General features: G+C 54.5%; 22 protein-coding genes. 13 read left to right on the top strand and 9 right to left on the bottom strand.

The window, feature by feature from the left end; genetic code table 11:
• Nucleotides 1-9: 9 nt before the first annotated feature.
• Complete coding sequence (locus WG929_RS09200) at nt 10-189, bottom strand: hypothetical protein (RefSeq protein ID WP_416205791.1); 180 nt, start codon at nt 187-189, stop codon at nt 10-12.
• 7 nt (nt 190-196) lie between these two features.
• On the bottom strand, nt 197-415 hold the full coding sequence (locus WG929_RS09195) for a hypothetical protein (protein WP_369854419.1): 219 nt from the start codon (nt 413-415) through the stop codon (nt 197-199).
• Nucleotides 416-687: 272 nt separating this feature from the next.
• Here WG929_RS09195 and WG929_RS09190 point away from each other — a divergent pair, with 272 nt between their 5' ends.
• The 3 genes from WG929_RS09190 to dinG are packed head-to-tail and all read left to right on the top strand — an operon-like array spanning nt 688 to nt 5,165.
• Nucleotides 688-2,301 carry an ExeA family protein gene (locus tag WG929_RS09190; RefSeq protein WP_416205790.1) on the top strand — a complete coding sequence of 538 codons (1,614 nt, stop codon included), beginning with the start codon at nt 688-690 and terminating at the stop codon, nt 2,299-2,301.
• Nucleotides 2,301-3,068 (top strand): general secretion pathway protein GspB, encoded by a 768-nt coding sequence (locus WG929_RS09185; protein WP_416205789.1) that lies wholly within the window; start codon nt 2,301-2,303, stop codon nt 3,066-3,068. Before WG929_RS09190 ends, WG929_RS09185 begins: the two co-directional genes overlap by 1 nt.
• A 6-nt stretch (nt 3,069-3,074) precedes the next feature.
• A complete protein-coding gene (dinG, locus tag WG929_RS09180) occupies nt 3,075-5,165 on the top strand; it encodes an ATP-dependent DNA helicase DinG (RefSeq protein ID WP_416205788.1) in 2,091 nt (696 codons plus the stop codon).
• A 35-nt stretch (nt 5,166-5,200) separates the two neighbouring features.
• Here dinG and WG929_RS09175 read toward each other — a convergent pair whose 3' ends face one another.
• The 4 genes from WG929_RS09175 to WG929_RS09160 form a co-directional block, all read right to left on the bottom strand.
• On the bottom strand, nt 5,201-5,869 hold the full coding sequence (locus tag WG929_RS09175; RefSeq protein WP_369854415.1) for a histidine phosphatase family protein: 669 nt from the start codon (nt 5,867-5,869) through the stop codon (nt 5,201-5,203).
• Nucleotides 5,870-6,021: 152 nt separating this feature from the next.
• Nucleotides 6,022-6,636, bottom strand: a complete 615-nt coding sequence (locus WG929_RS09170; protein WP_416205787.1) for a histidine phosphatase family protein — start codon at nt 6,634-6,636, stop codon at nt 6,022-6,024.
• Nucleotides 6,637-6,708: 72 nt separating this feature from the next.
• A complete protein-coding gene (locus WG929_RS09165) occupies nt 6,709-7,611 on the bottom strand; it encodes a carbon-nitrogen hydrolase (protein ID WP_416205786.1) in 903 nt (300 codons plus the stop codon).
• Entirely contained in the window at nt 7,604-8,614 is a 1,011-nt protein-coding gene (locus WG929_RS09160) for an agmatine deiminase family protein (RefSeq protein ID WP_416205785.1), read from the bottom strand. The genes WG929_RS09165 and WG929_RS09160 overlap by 8 nt, the downstream gene beginning before the upstream one ends.
• 227 nt (nt 8,615-8,841) lie before the next feature.
• On the opposite strand from WG929_RS09160, the gene WG929_RS09155 reads away from it, so the two are divergent.
• Nucleotides 8,842-10,092 (top strand): lipoprotein-releasing ABC transporter permease subunit, encoded by a 1,251-nt coding sequence (locus WG929_RS09155; RefSeq protein ID WP_416205784.1) that lies wholly within the window; start codon nt 8,842-8,844, stop codon nt 10,090-10,092.
• A complete protein-coding gene (locus WG929_RS09150) occupies nt 10,085-10,798 on the top strand; it encodes an ABC transporter ATP-binding protein (RefSeq protein WP_416205783.1) in 714 nt (237 codons plus the stop codon). Before WG929_RS09155 ends, WG929_RS09150 begins: the two co-directional genes overlap by 8 nt.
• A gap of 39 nt (nt 10,799-10,837) precedes the next feature.
• Here the strand turns inward: WG929_RS09150 and WG929_RS09145 are convergent, their stop codons facing one another.
• Nucleotides 10,838-11,461 carry a DUF2062 domain-containing protein gene (locus WG929_RS09145; protein ID WP_416205782.1) on the bottom strand — a complete coding sequence of 208 codons (624 nt, stop codon included), beginning with the start codon at nt 11,459-11,461 and terminating at the stop codon, nt 10,838-10,840.
• A gap of 57 nt (nt 11,462-11,518) precedes the next feature.
• Between WG929_RS09145 and WG929_RS09140 the strand changes: the two genes are divergently transcribed.
• The 7 genes from WG929_RS09140 (at nt 11,519) to murB (ending at nt 19,259) form a co-directional block, all read left to right on the top strand.
• Nucleotides 11,519-13,987, top strand: a complete 2,469-nt coding sequence (locus WG929_RS09140) for a DNA internalization-related competence protein ComEC/Rec2 (RefSeq protein ID WP_416205781.1) — start codon at nt 11,519-11,521, stop codon at nt 13,985-13,987.
• 179 nt (nt 13,988-14,166) lie between these two features.
• Nucleotides 14,167-14,802 carry a MotA/TolQ/ExbB proton channel family protein gene (locus tag WG929_RS09135; RefSeq protein ID WP_369854407.1) on the top strand — a complete coding sequence of 212 codons (636 nt, stop codon included), beginning with the start codon at nt 14,167-14,169 and terminating at the stop codon, nt 14,800-14,802.
• Entirely contained in the window at nt 14,799-15,221 is a 423-nt protein-coding gene (locus WG929_RS09130) for an ExbD/TolR family protein (protein WP_416205780.1), read from the top strand. The genes WG929_RS09135 and WG929_RS09130 overlap by 4 nt, the downstream gene beginning before the upstream one ends.
• On the top strand, nt 15,211-16,992 hold the full coding sequence (gene msbA / locus WG929_RS09125) for a lipid A export permease/ATP-binding protein MsbA (protein WP_416205779.1): 1,782 nt from the start codon (nt 15,211-15,213) through the stop codon (nt 16,990-16,992). The genes WG929_RS09130 and msbA overlap by 11 nt, the downstream gene beginning before the upstream one ends.
• A gap of 1 nt (nt 16,993) precedes the next feature.
• The gene (gene lpxK / locus WG929_RS09120) at nt 16,994-17,986 is read left to right on the top strand and encodes a tetraacyldisaccharide 4'-kinase (RefSeq protein WP_416205778.1); all 993 of its coding nucleotides are present in this window, start codon (nt 16,994-16,996) and stop codon (nt 17,984-17,986) included.
• Nucleotides 17,979-18,188: a Trm112 family protein gene (locus WG929_RS09115; RefSeq protein ID WP_416205777.1), complete on the top strand. Its 210-nt coding sequence runs from the start codon at nt 17,979-17,981 to the stop codon at nt 18,186-18,188. Before lpxK ends, WG929_RS09115 begins: the two co-directional genes overlap by 8 nt.
• Nucleotides 18,189-18,212: 24 nt before the next feature.
• Nucleotides 18,213-19,259 carry a UDP-N-acetylmuramate dehydrogenase gene (gene murB, locus WG929_RS09110; RefSeq protein ID WP_416205776.1) on the top strand — a complete coding sequence of 349 codons (1,047 nt, stop codon included), beginning with the start codon at nt 18,213-18,215 and terminating at the stop codon, nt 19,257-19,259.
• Here the strand turns inward: murB and WG929_RS09105 are convergent.
• Together WG929_RS09105 and WG929_RS09100 are read right to left on the bottom strand one after the other, a co-directional pair.
• Nucleotides 19,256-19,981, bottom strand: a complete 726-nt coding sequence (locus tag WG929_RS09105) for a UDP-2,3-diacylglucosamine diphosphatase (RefSeq protein WP_416205775.1) — start codon at nt 19,979-19,981, stop codon at nt 19,256-19,258. The two genes, murB and WG929_RS09105, sit on opposite strands and share 4 nt — an antisense overlap.
• Nucleotides 19,981-20,478, bottom strand: coding sequence for a peptidylprolyl isomerase (locus tag WG929_RS09100; RefSeq protein ID WP_369854399.1), 498 nt, complete (start codon nt 20,476-20,478; stop codon nt 19,981-19,983). Before WG929_RS09100 ends, WG929_RS09105 begins: the two co-directional genes overlap by 1 nt.
• Before the next feature lie 191 nt (nt 20,479-20,669).
• On the opposite strand from WG929_RS09100, the gene WG929_RS09095 reads away from it, so the two are divergent.
• The gene (locus tag WG929_RS09095) at nt 20,670-22,340 is read left to right on the top strand and encodes a glutamine--tRNA ligase/YqeY domain fusion protein (RefSeq protein ID WP_416205774.1); all 1,671 of its coding nucleotides are present in this window, start codon (nt 20,670-20,672) and stop codon (nt 22,338-22,340) included.
• The last annotated feature ends 6 nt before the right edge of the window (nt 22,341-22,346 follow it).

The following is a 22,346-nucleotide window of genomic DNA, read 5'->3' as shown; positions in this document are numbered from 1 at the left end:
CAACAGCCTCTAATCCTCCCTGATCAGGGTTTCTGGCAAACGCTTGTCAGGGTTTTGTTCAGACATGAGTGTGATGTCTGAATCAACCTGATCGTCAGCGTCTGCATTGTCTGCCTGAGTCGATACATTCAAGTACGCAGCAGAAATAAACAAAAAGGAGTTGATGGCAATTTTGAACTTGGGATTCATGGGATTCTCATGATTGCAGGTTGGATGGATGAGCAGGTTTGCGGCGTTCTGTTGAGCGTTTGTTACGGAGCACCAGAGTGACAAGCAGCGTCAGCACAAACAGTGAAGCTAATGTTTTGAAAACGATGGACGTCAGCCATGGAGCTACTCCCGTACTGATCAGTACGATGAGTGTAACAATAGCCAGAACAACAAGGGCCAGAATAATAATGGACCAGGTCAGCATATGGGTTCTCCTTTGTAGCGCACGGGCACATCCAAATACGACGGTGCGTACATTTCCAAAAGTACCCGTACTGTTACTGAGTGTCAGATCTGGAAAAAGTTTGGTGTGTGTTTGAAATTCAACTGTTCCATTATCGTTATCTTTTTAAAAAATAGCCAATTGATTAGTATTATTGGTGGGATTATTAGTACCTATGACCAAAATCCTGTGTTTGTACGCTTGCAGGGTCGATTCCGGTATCATGCGCGCTTTTGTTGCTCTTCGGGCGTTGCATGTACCTTGACCATTTCAGTCTTGACCGTTTCCCGTTCACCATTGCGCCAGATCCGGCATTTTTGTTTCCGTCGGAGGGGCATCAGGAGGCGTTGGCACATCTGCATTACGCCTTGACCGGGCATGGTGGTCTGGTCTGCCTGACCGGCGAAGTTGGCACCGGAAAAACGACCCTCTGTCGCGTCTTTCTGGAACAAACACCAGCGGATATCAAAACGGCGTATCTGTTTAATCCGCAGCTTTCCCAGCGCGAATTGCTGCAGGCGCTGTGTGATGAGCTGGGCATAACCTATGCCTCCGATGCCAGCCAGCAAGCACTTTATCAACGACTGAATCGTGCCTTGCTGGACTGGTATGCCGAAGGGAAGCGGGTTATCTGTGTCATCGATGAAGCCCAGGCGATGCCGGTGCCATCGTTGGAGCAGATCCGCTTGTTAACCAATCTGGAAACCAGCGATAACAAGCTGCTGACGCTGATACTGGTCGGTCAGCCCGAGCTACGCGAGGTGTTGATGCGGCATGAATTACGCCAGCTGAATCAGCGTATCACCGCGCGTTATCACCTCAAGCATTTGAGCCAAACAGAAACCTATGCCTACTTACGCCACCGGCTAATCACGGCAGGGTGCGAGCGGCAAGTGTTTGGAGAAGCCGCCGCAAAAATTATCTGGCAAGGCTGCGGTGGTGTGCCACGGTTGATTAACAGTGTTGCCGACCGTGCCTTGCTGGGGGCGTATGCCCGAGGTGATGCCGACGTGAACGGTACGGTCGCCCGTCAGGCACTGGCCGAAGTGCTGGGTGGTGCCAATGAACCATCAAAAGAACGCCCGGGGGCTGTGTTTTCAGCAAAGATTCTATGGCGGCTATTGGGGGCCGTAATGCTGCTGCTGGTTATTGTCGGCTGGCAATGGGCATCGCCTTCTTCCTGGCGAATGGCCGTTGCCGAATGGATTGCGCCAACCAGCCCGGTAACATCATCGCAGCTCGCAATGTCAGCAGCACCTTCTGTTGTGGATCTGGAGCAGGCGATACCGTCATCGGATACGGCTGCGGCTACGCCAGCGCCTTCTGACCCTGTCGTCGATGAGCGTCAGCTGGCGGCAGAGGATCTGAGTCGAGCCATGGGGCTGGAGGCTGGCAATTGTCGGCAATTATCCGAGGCCGGGTGGCAATGCCTCTGGGTGGCCTGGCCCTATTCCCAGCTCAAACCGTTGCGTTATCAGGCAGCCGTCTATCACGAAGGGCGCTGGCAACAGCTGACTGACGTGGACGCGAGTCGGCTGCTGCCGACTCGCGTGGTCAAAGCGCTGGTGATCTGGCAAGCACCGTCCGGTTATCGCGGACTGATTCGTCCTGGTGGCGTGTCGGAGGTGGTCTCCTGGGTCAGAACTCAGCTGGGTGTTGAGTGGCATGGTGACTGGCAGAGGATTGGCCCAACAAGCAGTAGTACGCCAGCAGCAGGGCCGGATCCGGCGTTTTACGATCCCTTGTTGGCGCATGCTGTGGCGCAGTTTCAGGTGTCTCAGGGTTTGACTGCTGACCGGATTATTGGCCCGCAAACGCTGTTGTATTTGCAGCGGCGGGCCTATCAGGCGCAGCAGGAGGCGAAGTAATGTCGTACATTCTGGATGCGCTGAAAAAATCCCAGCAGCAACGCTCTGACGGTGCAAGCGATAGTGCGTTAACGCCACTGTTGACGACGCCAGCCGTGGTGGCTCCGGTGGCGGCGCACTTGCCGCTGAGTCTGGTCGTGATTGTTTTTCTGGCTGTGATCGGCGCGTTTGGGCTGTATTTTTTTAGCGCGGGCACGGGTTCTGATCCTTATCCCGATAAGCAAACAACTCCGGTCGCCGCCAAGCCGGTTGAATCAGAGCCAGTGCCTGCTATCGAAGCGACTGTGGTGGTTGCTCCAGCAGATGGTCAGCCCACCGTCGCGCTGCAATCAACCCCTCAAGTACAGTCGCAACTGCGTCCGGAAGTGGTGCGTGCTACCGATTTTGTACCTGCTGAAGTAAAACCCGTGGTAACGCTAGCGCCTGAGCCTGTCACCGCGTTGCCAGCACCGGTGGTGTCGGCTTCATCTATGCCGCGCCCGGAAGCACCAGAGTCACAGGCATCGTCATCGTCTATTGAACATCGCCATTTGCCGCCGCTGTCGTCGTTACGCAAAGTTCCAGATCTGATCATTACCGGCCATATTTACAGTCAGGACAGCAGCGCCCGCACGGTCTCGATGAATGGCCGAGAGTGGTATGAAGGTGATCTGATTGTGCCAGGTGTATTCTTACAGACCATTACGCCAACCGGTATCGTTCTTGACGTCGATGGTTATCCATTTTCGATTAACCGCAATAGCGGCTGGCAGTCCATTGGGGAGTAGTACGCAGTGTTGAGTCAGGAAAGCAAAGAGCGTATTCAGGCCCTGTATCGCGAGTGCATCAAAAAACTCGATTTGACCCCCCGGTACGGTCAGCGGGTGATGATTGCTGAAATTGCCAAGTCGCTGGGGGCCATAACCACCGACGATAAAGGCGAGCGTAATAACGATTCCGGTATCGTGGTGGTGGAAGCTGGCACCGGTACCGGTAAAACCCTGGCGTACTTGCTGGCTACCTTGCCGGTGGCGATCGAGCAGGAAAAGAAACTGCTGATTTCCACTGCCACTATTGCCTTGCAGGAGCAGATTCTCGACAAGGATTTGCCCAACCTGAAAGAAACCATTTCGTTGCCATTCAACTACGCGCTGGCCAAGGGCCGGGGTCGTTACCTGTGCTTGCTGAAGCTCGACAAGTCACTGCAACAGCTGTCGGGTATTCTGACCACCGTTGATCTGTTTGAGCAAACCCCGGAAGAGCAGGATCGTGAACTCTACGAGTTGATGCTGAACCAGTATGCCAGTGGTGGTTGGGATGGCGATCGTGATCGCTGGGATGATGAGGTGGCGGACAATCAATGGAGTCACCTCACGGCCACGCATCGCGAATGTTCCAATCGACGTTGTCCGCATTTCGATAATTGCGCCTTTTTCAAGGCCCGTTCTGCGATGGAAGATGCCGATATTATTATCGCTAACCACGACCTGGTGTTGTCGGATCTCAGCCTGGGTGGTGGCGTGGTGCTGCCTGCACCGGAAAAAACCATTTATGTCTTTGATGAAGGCCATCATCTGGCCGACAAGGCACTGAATCACTTTCGACTGGAATTTGGCGTGCGTGCTCAACGTCAGTGGCTAAAGCAACTGGAGCAGGGCGTCGAGCAGTTTGTTGCTGCTACCGGGTTGCCACCGTCAATCATGCATTCCTTGCAGGCTGCTCCTGAACAGTGTCGTGAGTTAAACAATCATTTTAATTTACTGTGGCCGCTGGCATTCGACCTCTTGGGTGAGCGCGACCGGGTACGATTTGAATTTGGCCATATAACGGAAAATTTGCGCGACCTGCTGAATAACATCAAGGCACCGCTACAGCCACTCTTGCAGGGTCTGGACAAGCTCAACGACATGTTACAGGCCTCGCTGGACACCAAGGGTGAAGGTGAATTCAGCCTGGATATCGCCGAAAGCTGGCAGGCCCCCATGGGGATGATGCTGGCACGTGCAGAAGCTTTGTGGGAAGCCGTAACCTGGATGGCTGCCGCCGAGAAGGAAGGAGAGTTGCCGGTTGCTCGCTGGCTGTCAAAAACGCCCTTTGGTGAAGATTGGGATATCAAGCTCAGCGCCTCGCCGATTGCCGTGGCAGACCAGTTGCGAAAAAACCTCTGGTCGCGCTGTCACGGTGCGGTGGTGACGTCTGCGACCCTGACGGCGTTAAACAGTTTTGGCAATCTGACCTGGGAAACCGGTCTGCCGGATTGGGCTGGGTATCATCGGGTCGCCAGTCCGTTTGATTATCCGAACCTGGGTCAGTTGGAAGTGGTACAGCTGGGTTCTGACCCGAAGAGTGATCAGTTTCAGGCCGACATTGAACAATGGATACGGACACAGCTGGATTTTGGCAAGAGCACACTGGTGTTGTTCAGCTCCCGCGCCCAGCTGGAGGCGACCAGAGATACCTTTATTCGGGACTGGTACGAAACATTATTGTGCCAGGGGTTTTTACCCAAAAGCGAGATCGTGCGGCGTCATAAGGAAAGAATCGACAAGGGCGAAGGCAGTATTATTTTTGGCCTTGCCAGCTTTGCTGAAGGGATCGATTTGCCGGGGGATTACCTGACGCATGTGGTGATCGTGAAAATTCCATTTGCTGTGCCGGATGACCCGATTCAGGCGGCAACCAGTGAGTGGCTGGAGAGTCGCGGTCGTAATCCGTTTATGGATCTGACCCTGCCTGCGGCATCGATTCGGTTGGTGCAGGCTTGCGGTCGGCTTATTCGCAAGGAAACCGACAGTGGCCGGATCAGCATCCTTGATCGGCGGCTGACCTCGACCCGTTACGGCAAGTTGTTGCTGGACTCGCTGCCACCACTGCGACGAATCTGATTGGTGTTGTCAGGTCAAAAATACAGTCCCAAGGGTCAGTCCAGAGGCACGCTGCCAACGTAGATCAGTTTGTCGCGGGTGTTGTATTTCATCACCTGCATATGTTGCGGCTCCGGGGTGTTGCCACTGAGTGCCGCCATGATGCTGGTGTGGGCTACCAGCACCAACAGATTCTTGTGGTTGTATTGCAGATCGTTGGCCCAGCTTTTGAGTTGCATGATTTGCAGCTTGCGGGCCGTCTCGGAGTCGGCTGGCAAGTCGTTCAGTAGCGCCATTTCATGCACATAACCCAGCCCCAGTCGCGTGGCGGTTTCCAGTGCCGGGCACCACTGGCTGGAGTAGGTAAGTGCCTTGCGGATATCGTGGCGCCGTAGTGAGTTGTAAAAATGGCGGGCTACCGTTGCACCATGATCGGTCAGGTTAAAACGCTGATAACACTTGGCAGTGTCCGGGCTGGCAGGGCGTTGATCACCATGCGCTTCTGCGGCCGGAATCAGTAATACGTATCCGGGGTTTTGTCTCAATTCTTTCCATAACGCCTGATCGGCGATGCGCTGTTCATAGTCATCCAGCGGTTTGGCGTCTTTTTTTGCGGATGCACCCTGAGCGATCCCGGCCAGCAGTGTCAGCGCCAGCAGGACAACAACTCGCAATTGATAGGTAAAAAGAAAAAGAAACGGATGTGGGCGGGCATTTCTGGACATGGCGGATTTTTCGTTGCTCGGACAGTGCGCCTACTTTATGCGGATGCGGCGATGACGTCACCCGACTTTTTAGACGCAAGCGAAACGCAGGTGACGTCATCGCCAATCCGGTGTACCTGTCGCATGGCCAATTAAGTGTGGCAAGGCCGGGTTTAATCGATATGCAATTTCCCCAGCACGGTGACGTTACCTGAGGCGTTTTTTTCGAGCACGACCAGATCGCCGGAACGGGTATGTACCCCGGTTTTGGCGGTAATGTTCGCCTGGTGAGTGATCAGCAAGGTGGGGGTGGAAAATGCCTGGCTGTTGATCCAGCGGTCGAGCGCTTCTTGTTGGGGGCGGTGAACATCCAGGCCATGCGGGAGTTTGTCGAGCGCGGCCAGGGTGTTGATTGCCCCCAGCTTTAGCAATCGTGCGGTGTTTTGCGTACGACACCACTGACTGACGAACAGCTGGGCACTGTTGATGCCGTGCTGGCGTAGGGCGTCGCCGATGCGGCTGGCGTGTTTTTCGCCATCGTCGGATAAATTTCTCTGGGTGGTGCAATCGGCCAGGTCGAAGTTGGCCGGGTCGCCAAATCCGGGAGCACGGGCAGAACGCATCATCAGAAAGTGGCCGGGTTGCTGTAATTGTTGCCACAACTGGGCCTCGGTGAGGGCGGGGTCTGCCTGCAGGGTAACGGGCAGGATCATTAATAGCAGGATGCGCTGCAGGTATGACGACAGGCTGTTGGGTGCAAAGCGGTAGGTCTTGTTCTGAAAAGTCATAACGTCGACTCCTTGCCGGGACAGCGTATGTGATAAAGCCTGGAACGCTGCCCGCAAGCAAGTCGCGATTGGTCAGCGTCGATAACGTCTGGTCAGGTCGCCGTAGGCATCTACCCGGCGATCGCGAAAGTAGGGCCAGATGCGTCTGAGTTGTTCAGTACGGCCCATGTCGATGCTGGCCATCAGCACCTGTTCGGTGGTGCGGTCTGCCTGGGCCAGGAATTCACCCTGGCCGCCACAAATAAAACTGTTACCCCAAAACAGAATGCCATCAGTGACGCCGGTCGGGTCTGCTTCGTGGCCAATACGGTTGATGGCAATAACCGGCAGGTTGTTGGCCACGGCATGACCCCGTTGAACGGTAATCCAGGCGTCGGTCTGACGTTCGTTCTCATCGGCCTGTTCTTGGGGATCCCAACCGATGGCGGTCGGATAGATCAGGATGTCGGCATCTGCCAGCGCCATCAGACGGGCGGCTTCCGGATACCACTGATCCCAGCACACCAGTACCCCCAGTTTACCGATAGACGTTTCAATCGGATGAAAACCGGGCTCATCCGCATCGCCAGGGGTGAAATAATATTTCTCGTAGAAGCCGGGGTCGTCCGGGATGTGCATTTTGCGGTAAAAACCGGCCAGTTCAGCCGAGCCATCGAATATCAGCGCGGTATTATGGTAAACGCCCTTGGCACGGCGTTCAAAAATGGAACCGACGATCACCAGCTTCAGTTCAGCGGCCAGTGCCCCCAGACGTTGTGCGGTGGGCCCGTCAATGGCTTCTGCCAGATCAAAGACACCAGCGCCCTGATGCTGGCAAAAATACGGCCCGGCATGCAGCTCTTGCAAGCACACCAGTCGGGCGTGTTGGGCTGCGGCATCCCGAATCAACCGCTCGGTACGATCCAGGGTGGCGGCCAGGCTGCCATGCCAGGCTTGTTGGATAGCAGCGACTTGTAACTGGGTTGAGTCAGACATGGCTGGTCTCCTGATGGATTTGCATGGTTAAGCAGTGCAGGGAACCGTACTGCTCGACGACGGGGCGGCAGTTGATCGGGTGAACCCAGTGGCTGGGGAAGGCCTGCATGATGCGCTCGACAGCGATGGCATCTTCGGCAACCCCGTAGATTGGTAACAATACGGCCTGATTGATGATCAGAAAGTTGGCATAGGTGGCGGGCAGGCGTTCGCCGTCACTGCTCAGAATCGGACTGGGCAGCGGCAGTGGAATCAGCTGGTAGGGCTGGCCATTACGCTGGCGCAAGGTGTGTAATTCCTGCTCCATGGCATGCAGGGATGGGTAGTGGTCATCGGACTGGCGAGCCTGACAGTAAGCAATGCTGGTTGGTGAACAAAAGCGTGCCAGGGTATCGATGTGAGCGTCGGTGTCGTCGCCTTGCAGATGGCCGTGCTTGAGCCACAATACCCGGTCAATGCCGAGATCTTCGGCCAGTCGTGCTTCGATCATGCCTTTGGTCAGGCTGGGGTTACGATTCGGGTTCAGCAGGCAGTTTTCGGTGGTCAGCAAGGTGCCACGGCCATCGGTTTCGAGGCTGCCACCTTCCAGAATCCAGCGACCAGCATGTAATTGGGTGTCGCCATAGGCACCCAATTGCTGCAGTGTCGCACTGATCTGGTTGTCTTTGTCATGACTGTATTTGCCACCCCAGCCATTAAACAGAAAGTCCACCAGCGTCAGTTGGCCGTTGCGATACACACTGATCGGGCCATGGTCGCGTGCCCAGGTGTCGTTGTTGTCGGCGCGAAAAATGGCTACCTGGGCATGATTCTGGTAGAGATGCCGCAGACGGCTGGCATCCTGATCAGAGCCGCAACTGATGATGACTCGCTGATGCTGGCTGATGCAGGAAACCAGGGCGTGAAAGACCGGCTCGATACGAGGTAAAAAGGGTGCCCAGTCACTGCTTCTGGTCGGCCAGGTGAGTTGTACGGCAGTTTGCGGTTCCCATTCGGCGGGCATGCGTTTCTTCAATGACGGGTTCTCTTGATGCTGGTGCCGCTGTTAGCAGCAAACGAATGTGCTGAACTCTGGCCAGGAGGCAGGTTCTCAGTGGCGCGATTATCGCAACTTTTGCCGCCGGGTACAGGGCGAGATTCGCCTTTGTCGTCGCTCTCGGGCAAACTTGCGCCTCCCTGAGTGGCTGGAGTGCCATCAGATGTCTTTCGGATTACAGGAACGGGTTAATTATGTCGTTGTCTCCGGGCAGTTTGCCGCTGGGAATTGGTCTGCGTTATCTGTCGGCCAAGCGCCGCAATCACTTTATTTCGTTTATATCAGCATCCTCCATGGTGGGTATGACTCTGGGTGTAGCGGTGCTGATTCTGGTGCTGTCGGTAATGAATGGATTTGATCGGGAACTGCGGGAACGCATTCTTGGTATGGTGCCACACGGCGTGCTGTATCAGGCCGGTGGCATCCAGGACTGGCAAGAGCTGGCCGCACGGGTGGATCAGTTTCCCGGTGTAGAAGCCAGTGCGCCGCTGACACGACTGCAAGGCATGATGGGGGCGAACGGTCGTGTCAGGGGGGTGATTGTGACGGGGGTAGCACCCGAAGCGGAAGCACGGGTCTCTATTCTTCCTGAGCATATGACAGAAGGTTCGATAACCGACCTGTTACCCGGTGAGTACGGTGTGTTGCTGGGTGATTTGTTGGCACGCAGTTTGGACGTGGTGGTGGGTGACAAACTGACGCTGATGCTGCCAGAGGCAACATTCAGCCCGGCGGGGGTTATTCCCCGTGTGCGACGGCTGACGGTGGTGGGTATTTTTTCCGTCGGTGCCGAGCTGGATTCCAATCTGGCGGTGATTCATTTACAGGATGCGGCCAAGTTGGGCCGCCTGAACGGTGCAGCCGAGTCGTTACGGATCAAGTTCACCAATCTGTTTGATGCACCGACATTGATCTGGCAGCTGGTGAATAAACTCGACGGCTTGTATTCCGGCAGTGACTGGACTCGTACCCAGGGTAATCTGTTTTCTGCCATTCGTATGGAAAAAACCATGATTGGTTTGTTACTGCTGATGATTGTTGCGGTGGCGGCCTTTAATATTATTTCTACCCTGGTGATGGTGGTCACCGACAAGCAGGCAGATATTGCCATACTGCGCACCATGGGTGCCAAACCCCGTACGATTATGGCGATTTTTATGGTGCAGGGGTTGTCGATCGGAATCGTCGGGGTGGTGTTGGGTACGGTGTTGGGTGTGATTGCTGCCTTGACGATTTCGGATCTGGTGGCCTGGGCGGAGAAGCTGTTCGGTTTTCAGATTCTCAGTTCCGATGTCTATTTTATTTCCTATCTGCCATCACAATTATTGTTGAGTGATGTGGCGGTGATCATGTCGGCGTCCTTGTTGTTGAGTTTTCTCGCCACACTTTACCCATCCTGGCGCGCCTCACGGGTACAGCCTGCGGAGGCTCTGCGTTATGAATAATTCGGTTGCGGTTCTGATTGCCAAGGGATTACGTAAAACCTACACCAGTGGCCCGCAGTCGGTCACTGTCTGGAAAGACGTGGATATCGAACTGGCGGCTGGCGAGACACTGGCCATTGTTGGTTCGTCTGGTTCCGGAAAAACCACCTTGCTGAATGTGCTGGGCGGGCTGGACTCGCTGGATGAAGGACAGGTTCTGCTGGCCGGTGAGGATGTTCATGCGCTGGGAGAAGCGGCACGCACCCGTTTGCGTAACCAGAGTATTGGTTTTGTTTACCAGTTTCACCATTTGCTGCCGGAGTTTTCTGCGTTGGAAAATGTGATGCTGCCACAATTGCTGGCCGGGATTGCGACGCCCTTGGCCGAGCAGCGTGCATTAGAATGCCTGGAGCGTCTGGGGATGGCATCGCGACGTGATCACAAGCCGTCCGAATTGTCGGGTGGCGAACGACAGCGTACTGCCATTGCCCGAGCAATCGTCAATCGGCCACGGCTGGTGTTGATGGATGAGCCAACCGGTAATCTCGATCAGCAAACCGCTGCTCAGGTTGAGGCGGTGATGCTGGAGCTGATCGAACAGGTAGATACTGCTTTTGTACTGGTGACTCATGATGAATCACTGGCGCGGCGTATGAATCGCTGTTTGCGGCTCAAGGGACAAACACTGGTGCCTGTCGAGGTGGATGCCGTGGTGGCGTCGGCCTGACACCACTGCCAACTCTCTCCTTGTTCGCTCTTGGCTGGTTCAGGGCTTGTTGTCGATTTCTTCGTTGGTGTCGGTAACACTGTTGTGGGTGTTGCTGGCGGGAGGGGTGGCAGTGTCGTGATGACCTGTCACCGCTTCCTTGACGGCTTTCGGGACTCGGGCCGCGCGTTTTTTCCAGTTGTCCCAGACGTGCTTGCGCCAGCTCCAATCGACAATAAAATAGCCGATAACGCCCAGCACAATCCCGGTCGTGAGTGAACCGACCAGCAGTGGCTCCCAGACCTGGGCGAGTTCGGTCAGCGCCCAGTTTAACGACAATTCGATATGAAATTCTCGCGTTGGGGTGCTGAGCATCCAGGTTCCGAGCAAGTAGGTGGCGTAAAACAGCGGTGGAATGGTCACCGGGTTACTGATCCAGACCAGGCCAACCGAGATCGGGACGTTGGCGTTGGCGTAAAATGCGATCAGTGCGGCTATACCCATTTGAAATGGCAACGGCAGGAATGCCGCAAATAGCCCAACCAGAAACGCTCTGGCGACGGAGCGACGATTCAGGTGCCACAGGTTGGTTTTGGCAAATAACGGTGACAGGAACTGCAGGGACTTGTTGGCCTGAACCTGTTCCGGTGTCGGGAAAATACGCTTGAAAAATTTCTTTGGCATGAGAGCCGCCGTTGCTTGAATGCGCGGCGATTATGCCGATTCTGCCAGGGAGTGGCAATGCAACATCTGTGTGTGGCAGCGGGCGCGGGCATGATACTGGGAGTTCTGGTTCCTGGGAGCGGCTATTTTTTACTGGCTCTGTGGAGCATGCTACTTGTCGGGCGGCAGTTATGCCGTATTTATCTGGCTCCGTCGGATGTTTCGTTAGCGAGCGCAGCTTGCCGTATTCTCAACAATGTCCGGGTTTTGGCTGTCGTGTCGGCATTGTTGATCGCCAGCCTATATGGCCAGATCTGGCTGTCCTTCCAGTTGCAGCACCGCTTGCCAGCCAGTCTGGATGGTACTGATGTCGAGCTGGTTTTGCGTATTGTTGCTCGCGAGGGCGACAGCTCGCCAGCATCCGGCTCATCAAGCAAGCCAGCACAATCAAATATCTATCAAAAAGTGACCGCTGATGTGGTGCAGGTGTTGTCGGTTGCTGACTTGCCGGAGGGGCAGGCTTTGCCGCCCTTGCGGCGTCTGGTGCTTGGGTATTATCAGGGCGAGCCTGGGCTGCGAGTCGGGGAGACACTTCAGGTGCGTGTCCGGTTACGGGCGATCCGCGCTTTCGCCAATGCCTTGCCGTTTGATTATGAAGCCTGGATGCTGCGTCAAGGCGTGGATGCCCGTGGCTATATTCGCACTATTATTCCAGCTGAGGGTGAGCTGAAAGAGCTACATCCTCTGGTCATCGAATCCTTGCTATTGAACCTGCGCCAGCGCTGGTTGACCCAATTACAGCAAATTCCCTCTGAGGCTGTTAGACGCTGGGTGTCGGGCCTGGTATTCGGGGTTCAGGATGCCTTTTTGCCCCGCCACTGGCAGTTGGCACGGGATACCGGAACCCTGCACCTGTTGGTGGTGAGCGGCTTGCATCTGGGGCTGGTTGCCAGTGTGTGTGGCGTGTTGGTTGGACTGGTCGTGCGTTTGCTGGCGCCTGCGTATGAAATCAACGCCCGTTGGCGTTTGTGGGGAAGCGGGTTGTTGATCGCCGGGATGTGTCTGGTTTATGCGGTATTGGCAGGCGCTGGCATTGCCTTGCAGCGTGCCTGGATCATGTTACTGGTGGTATTGATTGTGCTGGGGCTCAGGCGTCGTCTGGCGCCGGTGGCTGCACTGTCCTATGCCTTTCTGATTGTACTGCTGGTTAACCCGCTGATGTTTACCGCCGCCGGATTTGGCTTTTCCATGATGGCGGTGGCCGCTTTGCTGTTGTTTCTGGGCGGGCGCAGTGTGAACTGGCGGCAAGGCATCTGGTTGCCGCAGTGGCTGGTGTTTTGTGCGCTGCTGCCCCTGATGTTGTGGTGGGGGCAGGCAGTTGGACTGGTGCATCTGTTGTGTAATGCCGTTGCCATTCCGCTGCTGGGTCTGGTTTTATTGCCGTTGGCTTTTCTGGTGCTGATTTGGCCTGCAGACTGGGCGATCGAATGGATTGAACTGCTGGATCGTTTCTGGTGGCAGGGGCTGGAGATGGCTCTCGATTGGCCCTTGCCAGTGGTTACAGCGCTGCCTGATACCTTGCTGATCACTTTTATTCTGTTGCTACCGCTGGTGTATCTGGGATTGCGGCCCTGGGTGTCTTTTCTTGTGATGCTGGCGGCTCTGGCTGTGGTGTTTTCCCCCGCAAGCTGGCACGCCCCGGTAGCGCCACAGTTGCGCTTGCTGGATGTCGGCCAAGGCCAGAGTCTGGTTGCCAGTGTTGGCGGGCGGGCGCTGGTGTATGACCTTGGCCCGGCATTCGGGCCCGATTTTAGTGCCACAGAATTTATGCTATTGCCGTCCTTGCGGCGGCTGGGTAATCCTCAGGTAACCGACTTGATTCTCAGTCATAGCGATATTGATCATGCCGGTGGGCTGGAAGTCTGGTTGCAGCAATCGACGCATCATGTCAGTGGCTTTTCCGGTGCCGCTGCCCGGATCTGGCTGGGGCAACCGCCAGAGGCTTATCGGTCATTGATCCGGGATACGGCTGTGCGGTGGCCAACAGCCGCCGTGCGCAGCTGTCATAATGACGACCGCTGGCGCAATTTGACCGATGACCACGCAGTGATGTTACCGGTTCGATGGCGGTTTCTGCGCACTCCTGAACGTCTTCATGGGAATGACAATGATGCCTCCTGTGTGCTGCAACTTGAGTGGTTTGGGCATCGAATCCTTGTGCCAGGCGATGTTTCCCGCACGGCTGAACAATCCCTGGTCGATCGTTATGGCGCTGAGCTGCGCTCAGACGTGCTGGTTGCGTCCCATCATGGCAGTGCCAGCAGCTCAGCGGAGGTGTTTTTGCAACAGGTGGATCCACAGCAGGTGTGGATTTCGGCAGGATTTAACAATCGCTACCGGCATCCGTCCGCTGTCGTTATTACCCGCCTTGAACACTTGGGAGTTGACTGGCTATCCACCATTGATAGTGGCGCAATCTCTATGGATCAACGCGGTCGCGTGACGGCTGTTCGGGATACCTGGTTACCCCCTTGGCGGCAACCTTGAACGTCAGATTAAAAACGGCCCAGTAGTCGGGTGATGATAATGCAACAGCAGCATGAGCAGGCTGTCAGCGGAGATGTGATCGGGGTTTCAGCCTGTCGGGAAGGCGCTGGTGATAGGCTTATACAAGCCGGGGGCTTGTGCTAGAGTAGCGCGCAAATTGACTTATGGAGAGACTGTGCATGTTTGAGATCATCCAGAGCGGTGGTTGGATGATGGTACCAATCATTCTGTGTTCGGTACTGGCATTAGGCATCAGCGTGGAGCGTTTCTGGACGCTGCGTGCAGTACAGATTGCTCCCCCAGACTTGTTGGCCAAGGTCTGGTCGTGGATGAAAAATAAGCAGTTAAATGCTGAACGTATCCGCGAGTTACAAGATTCCTGTCCGCTGGGGCGGGTATTGGCTGCTGGCCTGGTTAACTCCCGTCACGGTCGTCAAATCATGAAAGAAAGCATTGAGGAAGTGGCCTCCCACGAGATTCATGCCATGGAGCGCTATCTGAATGCACTCGGTACGGTTGCCGCTGTTGCACCCTTGCTGGGGTTGCTGGGTACCGTTATTGGCATGATCAAGGTGTTCTCGGAAATCATGATTCAGGGCACTGGGCAGGCGAGTGTACTGGCTGGCGGTATTTCAGAAGCACTGGTCACGACGGCAGCGGGTCTGGTGATTGCTATTCCGGCTTTGGTGTGCCATCGCATGCTGCAGCGCCGGGTAGATGAAATTGTCGTCTTTATGGAACAGGAAGCCATCAAGCTGGTCGATGTTCTCCATGGTGATCGGGAAGTTGTCGATAATTCAGAGGCCCGGAAGTGAATTTCAAACGCCAGCAGCGAGAGGAGGTGACCGTCAATCTGACGCCTCTGATCGACATTGTTTTTTTGTTGCTGATTTTTTTTATGGTATCGACCACCTTTACTCAGGAAAGCCATCTGAGTATCGACTTGCCGGAAGCTGCCGCTAATGACCAGCGCGTGCCACCGGCATCGATTGAGGTGGTGGTCTCAACGGCAGGGGATTACTCCGTTAATGACCAGCCGCTTGTTAACCAGCAACTGGAGACGTTAAAGCGAGCCATTTTCAAGGGGCTGGATGGTCGCAAGACCGCCCCCCTGATTATCACCGCCGATGCCAATGCGACGCATGCGTCAGTTGTCCGGGCGATGGATGCGGCCGGTCAGCTGGGGCTGATCAATATCAGCATTACCACTCGACAGTCAGCCAATGACCACTGATACCGATGACGCCCAGGTGGCGAACGCGACATTGACGTCCGACGTCCAGACCCTCTATAAACGTCTGTTACGCTATGTCTGGCCCCATAAAGGGGCTTTTTTGATCAGTGTTGTCGGGCTGGCTCTGTACGCATCGGCGCAGCCGGTACTGGCTCATTTGATGGGGCTGGTTGAAGAGACGCTGCGCGAGCCAACGGAGCAGAAAATACTGTTGCTGATCGGCTTGTTGATGGGGACGTTTTTTTATCGTGGTCTTGGCACGTTTCTGGGCAAGTATTTTATCGCCATTGTTGGTCGTAATGTCGTACACGCCTTGCGGGTTGAACTGTTCAATAAAATGACACGGCTGCCAAGTGCTTTTTACGACGGCGAGTCGAGTGGTCGGCTGATCTCACGGGTCACCTTTGATGTTGATCAGGTGTCCGGGGCGTCGACCAGAGCTCTGACCACACTGATCCAGGAAGGTCTGACGGTCATTTTCCTGATGGGCTATCTGATTTATCTGGATTACACCCTGACGCTGGTGTTTCTGGTGCTGGTGCCGTTTATTGTGGCGGTGGTGGGGTTGGCCAGTCGCTTCTTTCGCCGCTACAGTCGCCGGGTGCAGCAGTCGGTAGGGGATGTTACCCAGGTGACCAACGACAGCATCAAGGGTTATCGCGAAGTACGCACCTTTGGCGGTCTGGGATATGAGCGCAAGCGCTTTATGGTGGCCAGTGAATACAATCGCAAGCAGGCGCTCAAGTTTGAATTGACCAACGCCATCAGCGTGCCACTGAGCCAGCAAATTGTATCCATCGGGCTGGGTGTGATGATTTATATCATGTTTCAGCGCGTTGCCGATGGCTCAATGACCAGTGCGGACTTCTTCCAGTTTATTACCGCAGCGTCGCTGATTGCCAAACCGTTACGGGCTCTGACCGATGTCAACGCCATGATTCAGCGCGGTATCGCGGCGGCGGAATCGATCTTCACAGTGCTGGATGCTGATGAAGAGCACGACCAGGGAACCCGGGAAATTGACCGGGCCAAAGGGGAGGTGTCACTGGATGACGTGGTCTTGCGCTACGACGGCGCGGTTGAGCCAGCGGTTAACTCCGTAAGCCTTGATGTCACTGCCGGTACTTCGGTCGCCATTGTTGGTAAGTCGGGTAGTGGTAAGACCAGTCTGGTGAACTTGCTGCCCCGATTTTACGATGTCAGCGCCGGAGTCATACGGCTCGACGGCATTGACTTGCGCGAGCTGACGTTGGCCAGTCTACGCCAGCAAATTGCTATTGTCGGCCAGCAGGTGACCCTGTTTGATGGCTCGGTACGTGACAATATCGCCTATGGTACGTTGGGGAAGTATTCCGACGAGCAAGTACTGGCTGCAGCCCATGCAGCCCATGCGGATGAATTTATTGAGCAGTTGCCCGAAGGGTACAATACCCGCTTGGGTGAAAACGGTGTTTTGCTGTCGGGTGGTCAACGCCAACGAATCGCTATAGCCCGAGCCATTCTCAAGGATGCACCGGTGCTGATTCTGGATGAGGCAACGTCGGCTCTGGATACCGGCTCTGAACGTCATATTCAGGCTGCCATGGAAGAAGTCATGAAGGGACGAACAACCTTTGTGATTGCTCATCGTCTCAGTACGATTGAGCGTGTTGACCGAATTCTGGTAATGGATGGCGGACAAGTGGTTGAAGATGGAACCCATCATGAATTACTGGAGCACGGCGGCATCTATTCCCAGCTGTATCTGATGCAGTTTGGATCGGAAGGCTGATATGCCGGTCGCGGGGAAAAAACCAACCAGACTGGCAAGCTGGATCGAACAGCACTGGTACCGTTCGCCAATTTTTAACGCCTGGTTGTTGCCACTGCAATGGCTGTTCTGGCTGCTGGTGATGTCGCGGCGTATTTTTTATGCGCTGTTCCCGCCAGCAGCGGTGGCGGTGCCGGTGATTGTGGTCGGTAATATCAGCGTTGGTGGTACGGGTAAAACGCCACTGATCGTCTGGCTGGCCAATCGCGCCCGCGAGCTGAATATGCGGGTTGGTATTGTCAGTCGTGGTTATGGCGGCTCTGCTGAACATTATCCTCTGGAAGTAACACAAGACACACCTGCTGACGTCTGCGGCGACGAACCTCTCTTGTTGTTTGAACGCTTGGGATGTCCGGTGGTGGTGGATCCGAAACGCAGACGGGCAGTGGAATATCTGGCCGATAAAGTTGATCTGGTGCTGAGTGACGACGGCCTGCAGCATTACGCCATGCCAAGGGTCGCTGAGTTGGTTGTTGTCGATGGTAAGCGTGGTTTTGGTAATGGCTGGTTATTGCCTATTGGGCCGTTGCGGGAACCGCAAACCCGACTCGACAGTGTTGATCGGGTGATTGTCAACGGCAAGGATTTTGTACTCCAGCCATTGGCGATGATCAACGCAGTCACTGCCGCACGAGCTGACCTGCTGACACTGGATGCCGGAGAGGTACACGCCGTGGCGGGCATTGGCTCTCCGGAGCGATTTTTTGGCACTTTGCGGCAACTGGGAATGACACCGATTGAGCATCCGTTTGCCGATCATCACCCCTTTACGCCAGAGGACTTGCTGTTTGGTGATGACAAGCCCGTGGTAATGACCGAAAAAGACTGGGTGAAATGCCGGGCGTTTGTAAATAAAAATTGCTGGTATCTACCCGTAGATGCGGTGCCCAACCGTGCTACCCGGCTAGCGCTGGATACTTTGCTGACAACCTGGGGAGAGAAATATCATGGATAAACAATTACTGGCGATGCTGGTGTGCCCACTGTGCAAGGGCAAGCTGAAATACGAGGCCGAGGCACAGGAGCTGCTGTGCACTTTTGACGGATTGGCTTTTCCAATCAGTGATGGGGTTCCGGTCATGCTCGAAGGTGAGGCCCGTCGCCTGACTGTCGATGAAAAACTCGACAAGTCGCAATCATCCAATGTCGCCCGCTAGTATGGTGCAGAGAGTCGAACCGTCTTGATCCACCCTGAGGGAATACGTTCAGACGTTGATCTTTCTGCGATGAATACGCTGGCACTGCCTGGCTGTAGTGACTATTTTTCTCGCTTTGAAAGTGCTTCCGAGCTGCTGGATTGTGTTGAATGGGCGTTTGCTCAACAACTGCCAATCCGGATGTTGGGGGGTGGCAGTAATGTCCTGATGCCTCCCCGAGTATCCGGGCTGGTGCTGCAATCCGGTATGACCTCGATAGCGATACGCTCGGCAACAAAAGAGATGATAAGCGTGGCCGTTGATGCTGGAGTCTGCTGGCATGACTGGGTATTAAAAAGCCTCTCGTTTGGCCATGGTCTGGAAAATCTGGCGCTGATCCCAGGCACTGTGGGTGCCGCACCGATACAAAATATTGGTGCGTATGGCGTTGAGGTGGCTGAGTTGATCGAGCAGGTAGAAGGCTTTCAGCTCAGTACGCGTCAGTGGCGCATACTGTCGCGCCAGGAATGCCGCTTTGATTATCGGGATTCCATTTTTCGCCATGAGTTGGCGGATGATTTTATTGTGGTGCGGGTGGTGTTTTCACTCAGGCGGCAGTTTATTGCCAATATCTCCTATGCGCCGCTGGCACACTGGGCCGCTGAATATTTGTCCGACAAGAATAAACCAATGCTCACGCCTGAAGCCTTGGTCTCGGCCGTCTGTGCCATCCGTCAAACCCGCTTGCCTGATCCTCTGCAACTACCTAATGCTGGGTCATTTTTCAAAAATCCGTTGGTGACTGGCGTGATGGCAGCAGAGTTAAAAGCCTGTTATCCCGATGTGCCGCTGTATCCGGCACGTTTGAAACAGCAGCAAAAGCTCGCCGCTGGCTGGCTGATTGATCAGTGTGGCTGGAGGGGGCGGGGACTTGGGCCAGTGCGTATGCATCAGCAGCAGGCGCTGGTATTAACCGCCCCAGAACCGGCAACGCTGGCGCAGGTACAGGCTTTGCAACAGGCCGTGGCGGACTCGGTACGGGCGCGTTTTGGTGTTGAACTGGAGCCTGAACCGCGAATTTTTGGCGATTAGAAAAGGAATTCGCTCAGTACCAGTCCGGATTCTACGGTCCAGCGAATCATCCAGCCATGACTGTCGCTCCAGTCACCCAGAACCCAGCGTTGACGTTGAGCGCCCTGTTGTTGCCATTGGTGGGTGGCAGGACGGTGGGTGTGGCCATGAATCATGCTATTGACGTTCGCTTCATCCAGCGCCTGGTCTACTTCTGATAACGTAACATCCATGATGTCATTGTCTTTCATCTGGCCACTTTTCTGGCTTTGGTCGCGGACTTTGCGAGCAAAGGCAATCCGGTCGTCAATGCTTTGGCTGAGGAATTGCTGCTGCCATTGTGGGTTGCGAAACATTTGCCGTACTTGCTGGTATTCCGTATCGCGAGTGCAAAGGCTGTCGCCATGGAGTAGCAGGATCTTCGAATCGCCCAATGCGATGATGGTGTATTCATTAATCAGACTGCCGCCAATGCGCTGGCAAAAGTCGGATCCGAGCAGAAAATCACGATTACCATGCATGATAAAAATGTGACAGCCGCGCTGGCTTAAATCAGCCAGCGCTTGCTCTACCTGGCGGGTAAGCTCGGTAGTTATGTCATCACCGATCCAGACCTCAAAAAAATCACCCAGAATGTACAATGCCTCGGCATCGTCCAGTTGCTGGATAAATGCCAGAAAGCCAGCCGTCATCGCTGGCTTTTCAGGGGTCAAGTGCAGATCGGAGATGAAATAAACAGCCATTAGTCGATGATTTCCGCTTTTTCGATAATAACGTCTTCGGCTGGCACGTCCTGGTGGCCCATCTTGGTGGTGGTTTTTACGGCTTTGATACGGTTGATAACATCCATACCATCAACGACCTTACCAAAGACACAGTAGCCCCAACCTTGCATGTTTTTGCCGGTGTGGTTGAGGAAATCGTTGTCCTTGATGTTAATAAAGAACTGGCTGCTGGCGGAATGCGGATCCGAGGTGCGCGCCATTGCCAGTGTGCCGACGGTGTTTTTCAGTCCGTTGTCGGCTTCGTTTTCAATCGGCGCCTTGCCTTCGGGTTTTTCGGTCATGCTTGGGGCAAAACCACCACCTTGAATCATGAAACCATCGATGACGCGGTGAAAAATAAGGCCATCGTAAAAACCGTCTTTGACGTAGCTTTCAAAGTTCGCTGCAGTTTTTGGGGCTTTTTCGTGGTTCAGCTCAATCTTGATGTCGCCGAAATTGGTTTTAAGCAGGATCATATTCTGTCATCCGGTTGTTGCATCACCTGTGGTGATACGTATGAATTCGTGTAACACATGCGTGTACGGGCGGGTATAATAGCGCCTTTTTTACGGGCTTACAGCGTTGCAAGCACTTGTCTGGCATGAGCGAATGCCATTCCGGTGACCGTAGCGGGTGTTGGCTTATTATTTTCTGCTTTAAGGTGGTTATGACAGACGCTCCTGCTCGTGGTAACAACTTCGTTGCCAAAATCATTGAAGAAGATCTCGCCAGTGGCAAAGTACAGCGGGTAGTTACCCGTTTTCCGCCGGAGCCTAACGGTTACCTGCATGTGGGTCATGCAAAATCCATCTGTCTGAATTTTGGCGTGGCCGAGCAGTTTGGTGGTGGTTGTAACCTGCGTTTTGATGACACCAACCCGGAAAAGGAAAGCCAGGAGTTTATTGATGCCATCAAGTCTGATGTGCAGTGGCTGGGCTTTCAGTGGCAGGGCGAGATTCATTACGCCTCGGATTATTTTGACCAGCTGCATGAATGGGCGCTACACCTGATCAAAACAGGTAATGCCTATATCTGTGATCTGAGCCCGGAAGAGGCGCGTCAGTATCGTGGCAGCTTGACCGAGGCTGGTAAAAACAGCCCGTATCGCGAGCGCACAGTTGAAGAGAATCTGCAGCGGTTTGAACAAATGCGCCTGGGTGAATTTGAGGAGGGCGCCTGTGTTTTACGTGCCAAAATCGATATGGCCTCCGGCAATATGAATCTGCGCGACCCGATTATTTATCGCATCCGCAAGGTGACTCACCATCAAACGGGTGACAAATGGTGTATTTACCCGACCTACGACTTCACTCATGGTCAATCCGATGCCATCGAAGGGGTAACTCATTCCGTCTGTACGCTGGAGTTTGAAGACCATCGCCCTTTGTACGAGTGGTTTATCGAGCATTTGCCAGTGCCAGCGCAGCCAAAACAGTATGAGTTTGGGCGCCTGAATCTGGATTATACCGTTACATCCAAGCGCAAATTAAAAGCGTTGGTTGATAATAAGGTTGTCAACGGCTGGGATGATCCACGTATGCCGACCATTTCCGGCATGCGCCGTCGCGGCTTCACCCCGCGTTCTGTGCGTAATTTCTGCGAGATGATCGGTGTCACCCGTTCCGATGGCATGGTAGATGTTGCCATGCTGGAACACGCCGTGCGTGATGATCTTAACCGCCACGCGCCGCGGGCTATGTGTGTGATCAATCCACTCAAGGTGGTGATTGATAATCTTGAAGAAGATCATCTGGAAATGCTCACTGCGGATTATCATCAAGAGCTGGATCTCGGCAGTCGTGAGATGCCTTTTACTCGCGAACTGTTTATTGATCAGGATGACTTTAAAGAAGAGTACAGCAAAAAATTCAAGAAGAAATTCACACCTGGCAAGCGTATTCGCCTGCGCCATGGTTACGTCATCGAGGCGACTGGCTACGAAAAAAACGATGCCGGTCAGGTCGTACTGGTGTGCGCCAAGCTGATAGCCAACACCTTGGGTATTGATCCGGAAGATGGCGACAAACCGAAAGGCGTGGTGCACTGGGTATCTGCTACCCGGGGTGTTAAGGCTGAATTACGGCTGTATCAGCGGTTGTTTACCCACGCAACACCGGACAAGGTCGATGGCGACCTGATGCAGTTTGTTAATCCTGAATCCTTGATGGTTGTTCATGGTTGGATAGAGCCAGCACTGGCGGCGGTAACTCCTGAAACCCACTTCCAGTTTGAGCGTGAAGGTTATTATGTATCCGATCGTCAAGACCATACGACGGCAGCGCCGGTCTTTAACCTGACCATCGGCCTGCGCGAAGATAAAGAACTGAAAAAGGATTAATCCCCG

The organism is Oceanobacter antarcticus, assembly GCF_044962685.1.
Classification (GTDB): Bacteria; Pseudomonadota; Gammaproteobacteria; order Pseudomonadales; family Oceanobacteraceae; genus Oceanobacter; species Oceanobacter antarcticus.
Note: the sequence above shows the minus strand (reverse complement) of the source record. Positions and strands in the feature narration are given on the sequence as shown.

Excerpts from the sequence above, each read along its gene's own strand:
- WG929_RS09200 (WP_416205791.1), bottom strand. The coding sequence starts at position 189 with ATGAATCCCAAGTTCAAAATTGCCATCAACTCCTTTTTGTTTATTTCT.
- WG929_RS09195 (WP_369854419.1), bottom strand. The coding sequence starts at position 415 with ATGCTGACCTGGTCCATTATTATTCTGGCCCTTGTTGTTCTGGCTATT.
- WG929_RS09190 (WP_416205790.1), top strand. The coding sequence starts at position 688 with ATGTACCTTGACCATTTCAGTCTTGACCGTTTCCCGTTCACCATTGCG.
- WG929_RS09185 (WP_416205789.1), top strand. The coding sequence starts at position 2,301 with ATGTCGTACATTCTGGATGCGCTGAAAAAATCCCAGCAGCAACGCTCT.
- WG929_RS09175 (WP_369854415.1), bottom strand. The coding sequence starts at position 5,869 with ATGTCCAGAAATGCCCGCCCACATCCGTTTCTTTTTCTTTTTACCTAT.
- WG929_RS09170 (WP_416205787.1), bottom strand. The coding sequence starts at position 6,636 with ATGACTTTTCAGAACAAGACCTACCGCTTTGCACCCAACAGCCTGTCG.
- WG929_RS09165 (WP_416205786.1), bottom strand. The coding sequence starts at position 7,611 with ATGTCTGACTCAACCCAGTTACAAGTCGCTGCTATCCAACAAGCCTGG.
- WG929_RS09160 (WP_416205785.1), bottom strand. The coding sequence starts at position 8,614 with ATGCCCGCCGAATGGGAACCGCAAACTGCCGTACAACTCACCTGGCCG.
- WG929_RS09155 (WP_416205784.1), top strand. The coding sequence starts at position 8,842 with ATGTCGTTGTCTCCGGGCAGTTTGCCGCTGGGAATTGGTCTGCGTTAT.
- WG929_RS09150 (WP_416205783.1), top strand. The coding sequence starts at position 10,085 with ATGAATAATTCGGTTGCGGTTCTGATTGCCAAGGGATTACGTAAAACC.
- WG929_RS09145 (WP_416205782.1), bottom strand. The coding sequence starts at position 11,461 with ATGCCAAAGAAATTTTTCAAGCGTATTTTCCCGACACCGGAACAGGTT.
- WG929_RS09140 (WP_416205781.1), top strand. The coding sequence starts at position 11,519 with ATGCAACATCTGTGTGTGGCAGCGGGCGCGGGCATGATACTGGGAGTT.
- WG929_RS09135 (WP_369854407.1), top strand. The coding sequence starts at position 14,167 with ATGTTTGAGATCATCCAGAGCGGTGGTTGGATGATGGTACCAATCATT.
- msbA (WP_416205779.1), top strand. The coding sequence starts at position 15,211 with ATGACCACTGATACCGATGACGCCCAGGTGGCGAACGCGACATTGACG.
- lpxK (WP_416205778.1), top strand. The coding sequence starts at position 16,994 with ATGCCGGTCGCGGGGAAAAAACCAACCAGACTGGCAAGCTGGATCGAA.
- WG929_RS09115 (WP_416205777.1), top strand. The coding sequence starts at position 17,979 with ATGGATAAACAATTACTGGCGATGCTGGTGTGCCCACTGTGCAAGGGC.
- WG929_RS09105 (WP_416205775.1), bottom strand. The coding sequence starts at position 19,981 with ATGGCTGTTTATTTCATCTCCGATCTGCACTTGACCCCTGAAAAGCCA.
- WG929_RS09100 (WP_369854399.1), bottom strand. The coding sequence starts at position 20,478 with ATGATCCTGCTTAAAACCAATTTCGGCGACATCAAGATTGAGCTGAAC.
- WG929_RS09095 (WP_416205774.1), top strand. The coding sequence starts at position 20,670 with ATGACAGACGCTCCTGCTCGTGGTAACAACTTCGTTGCCAAAATCATT.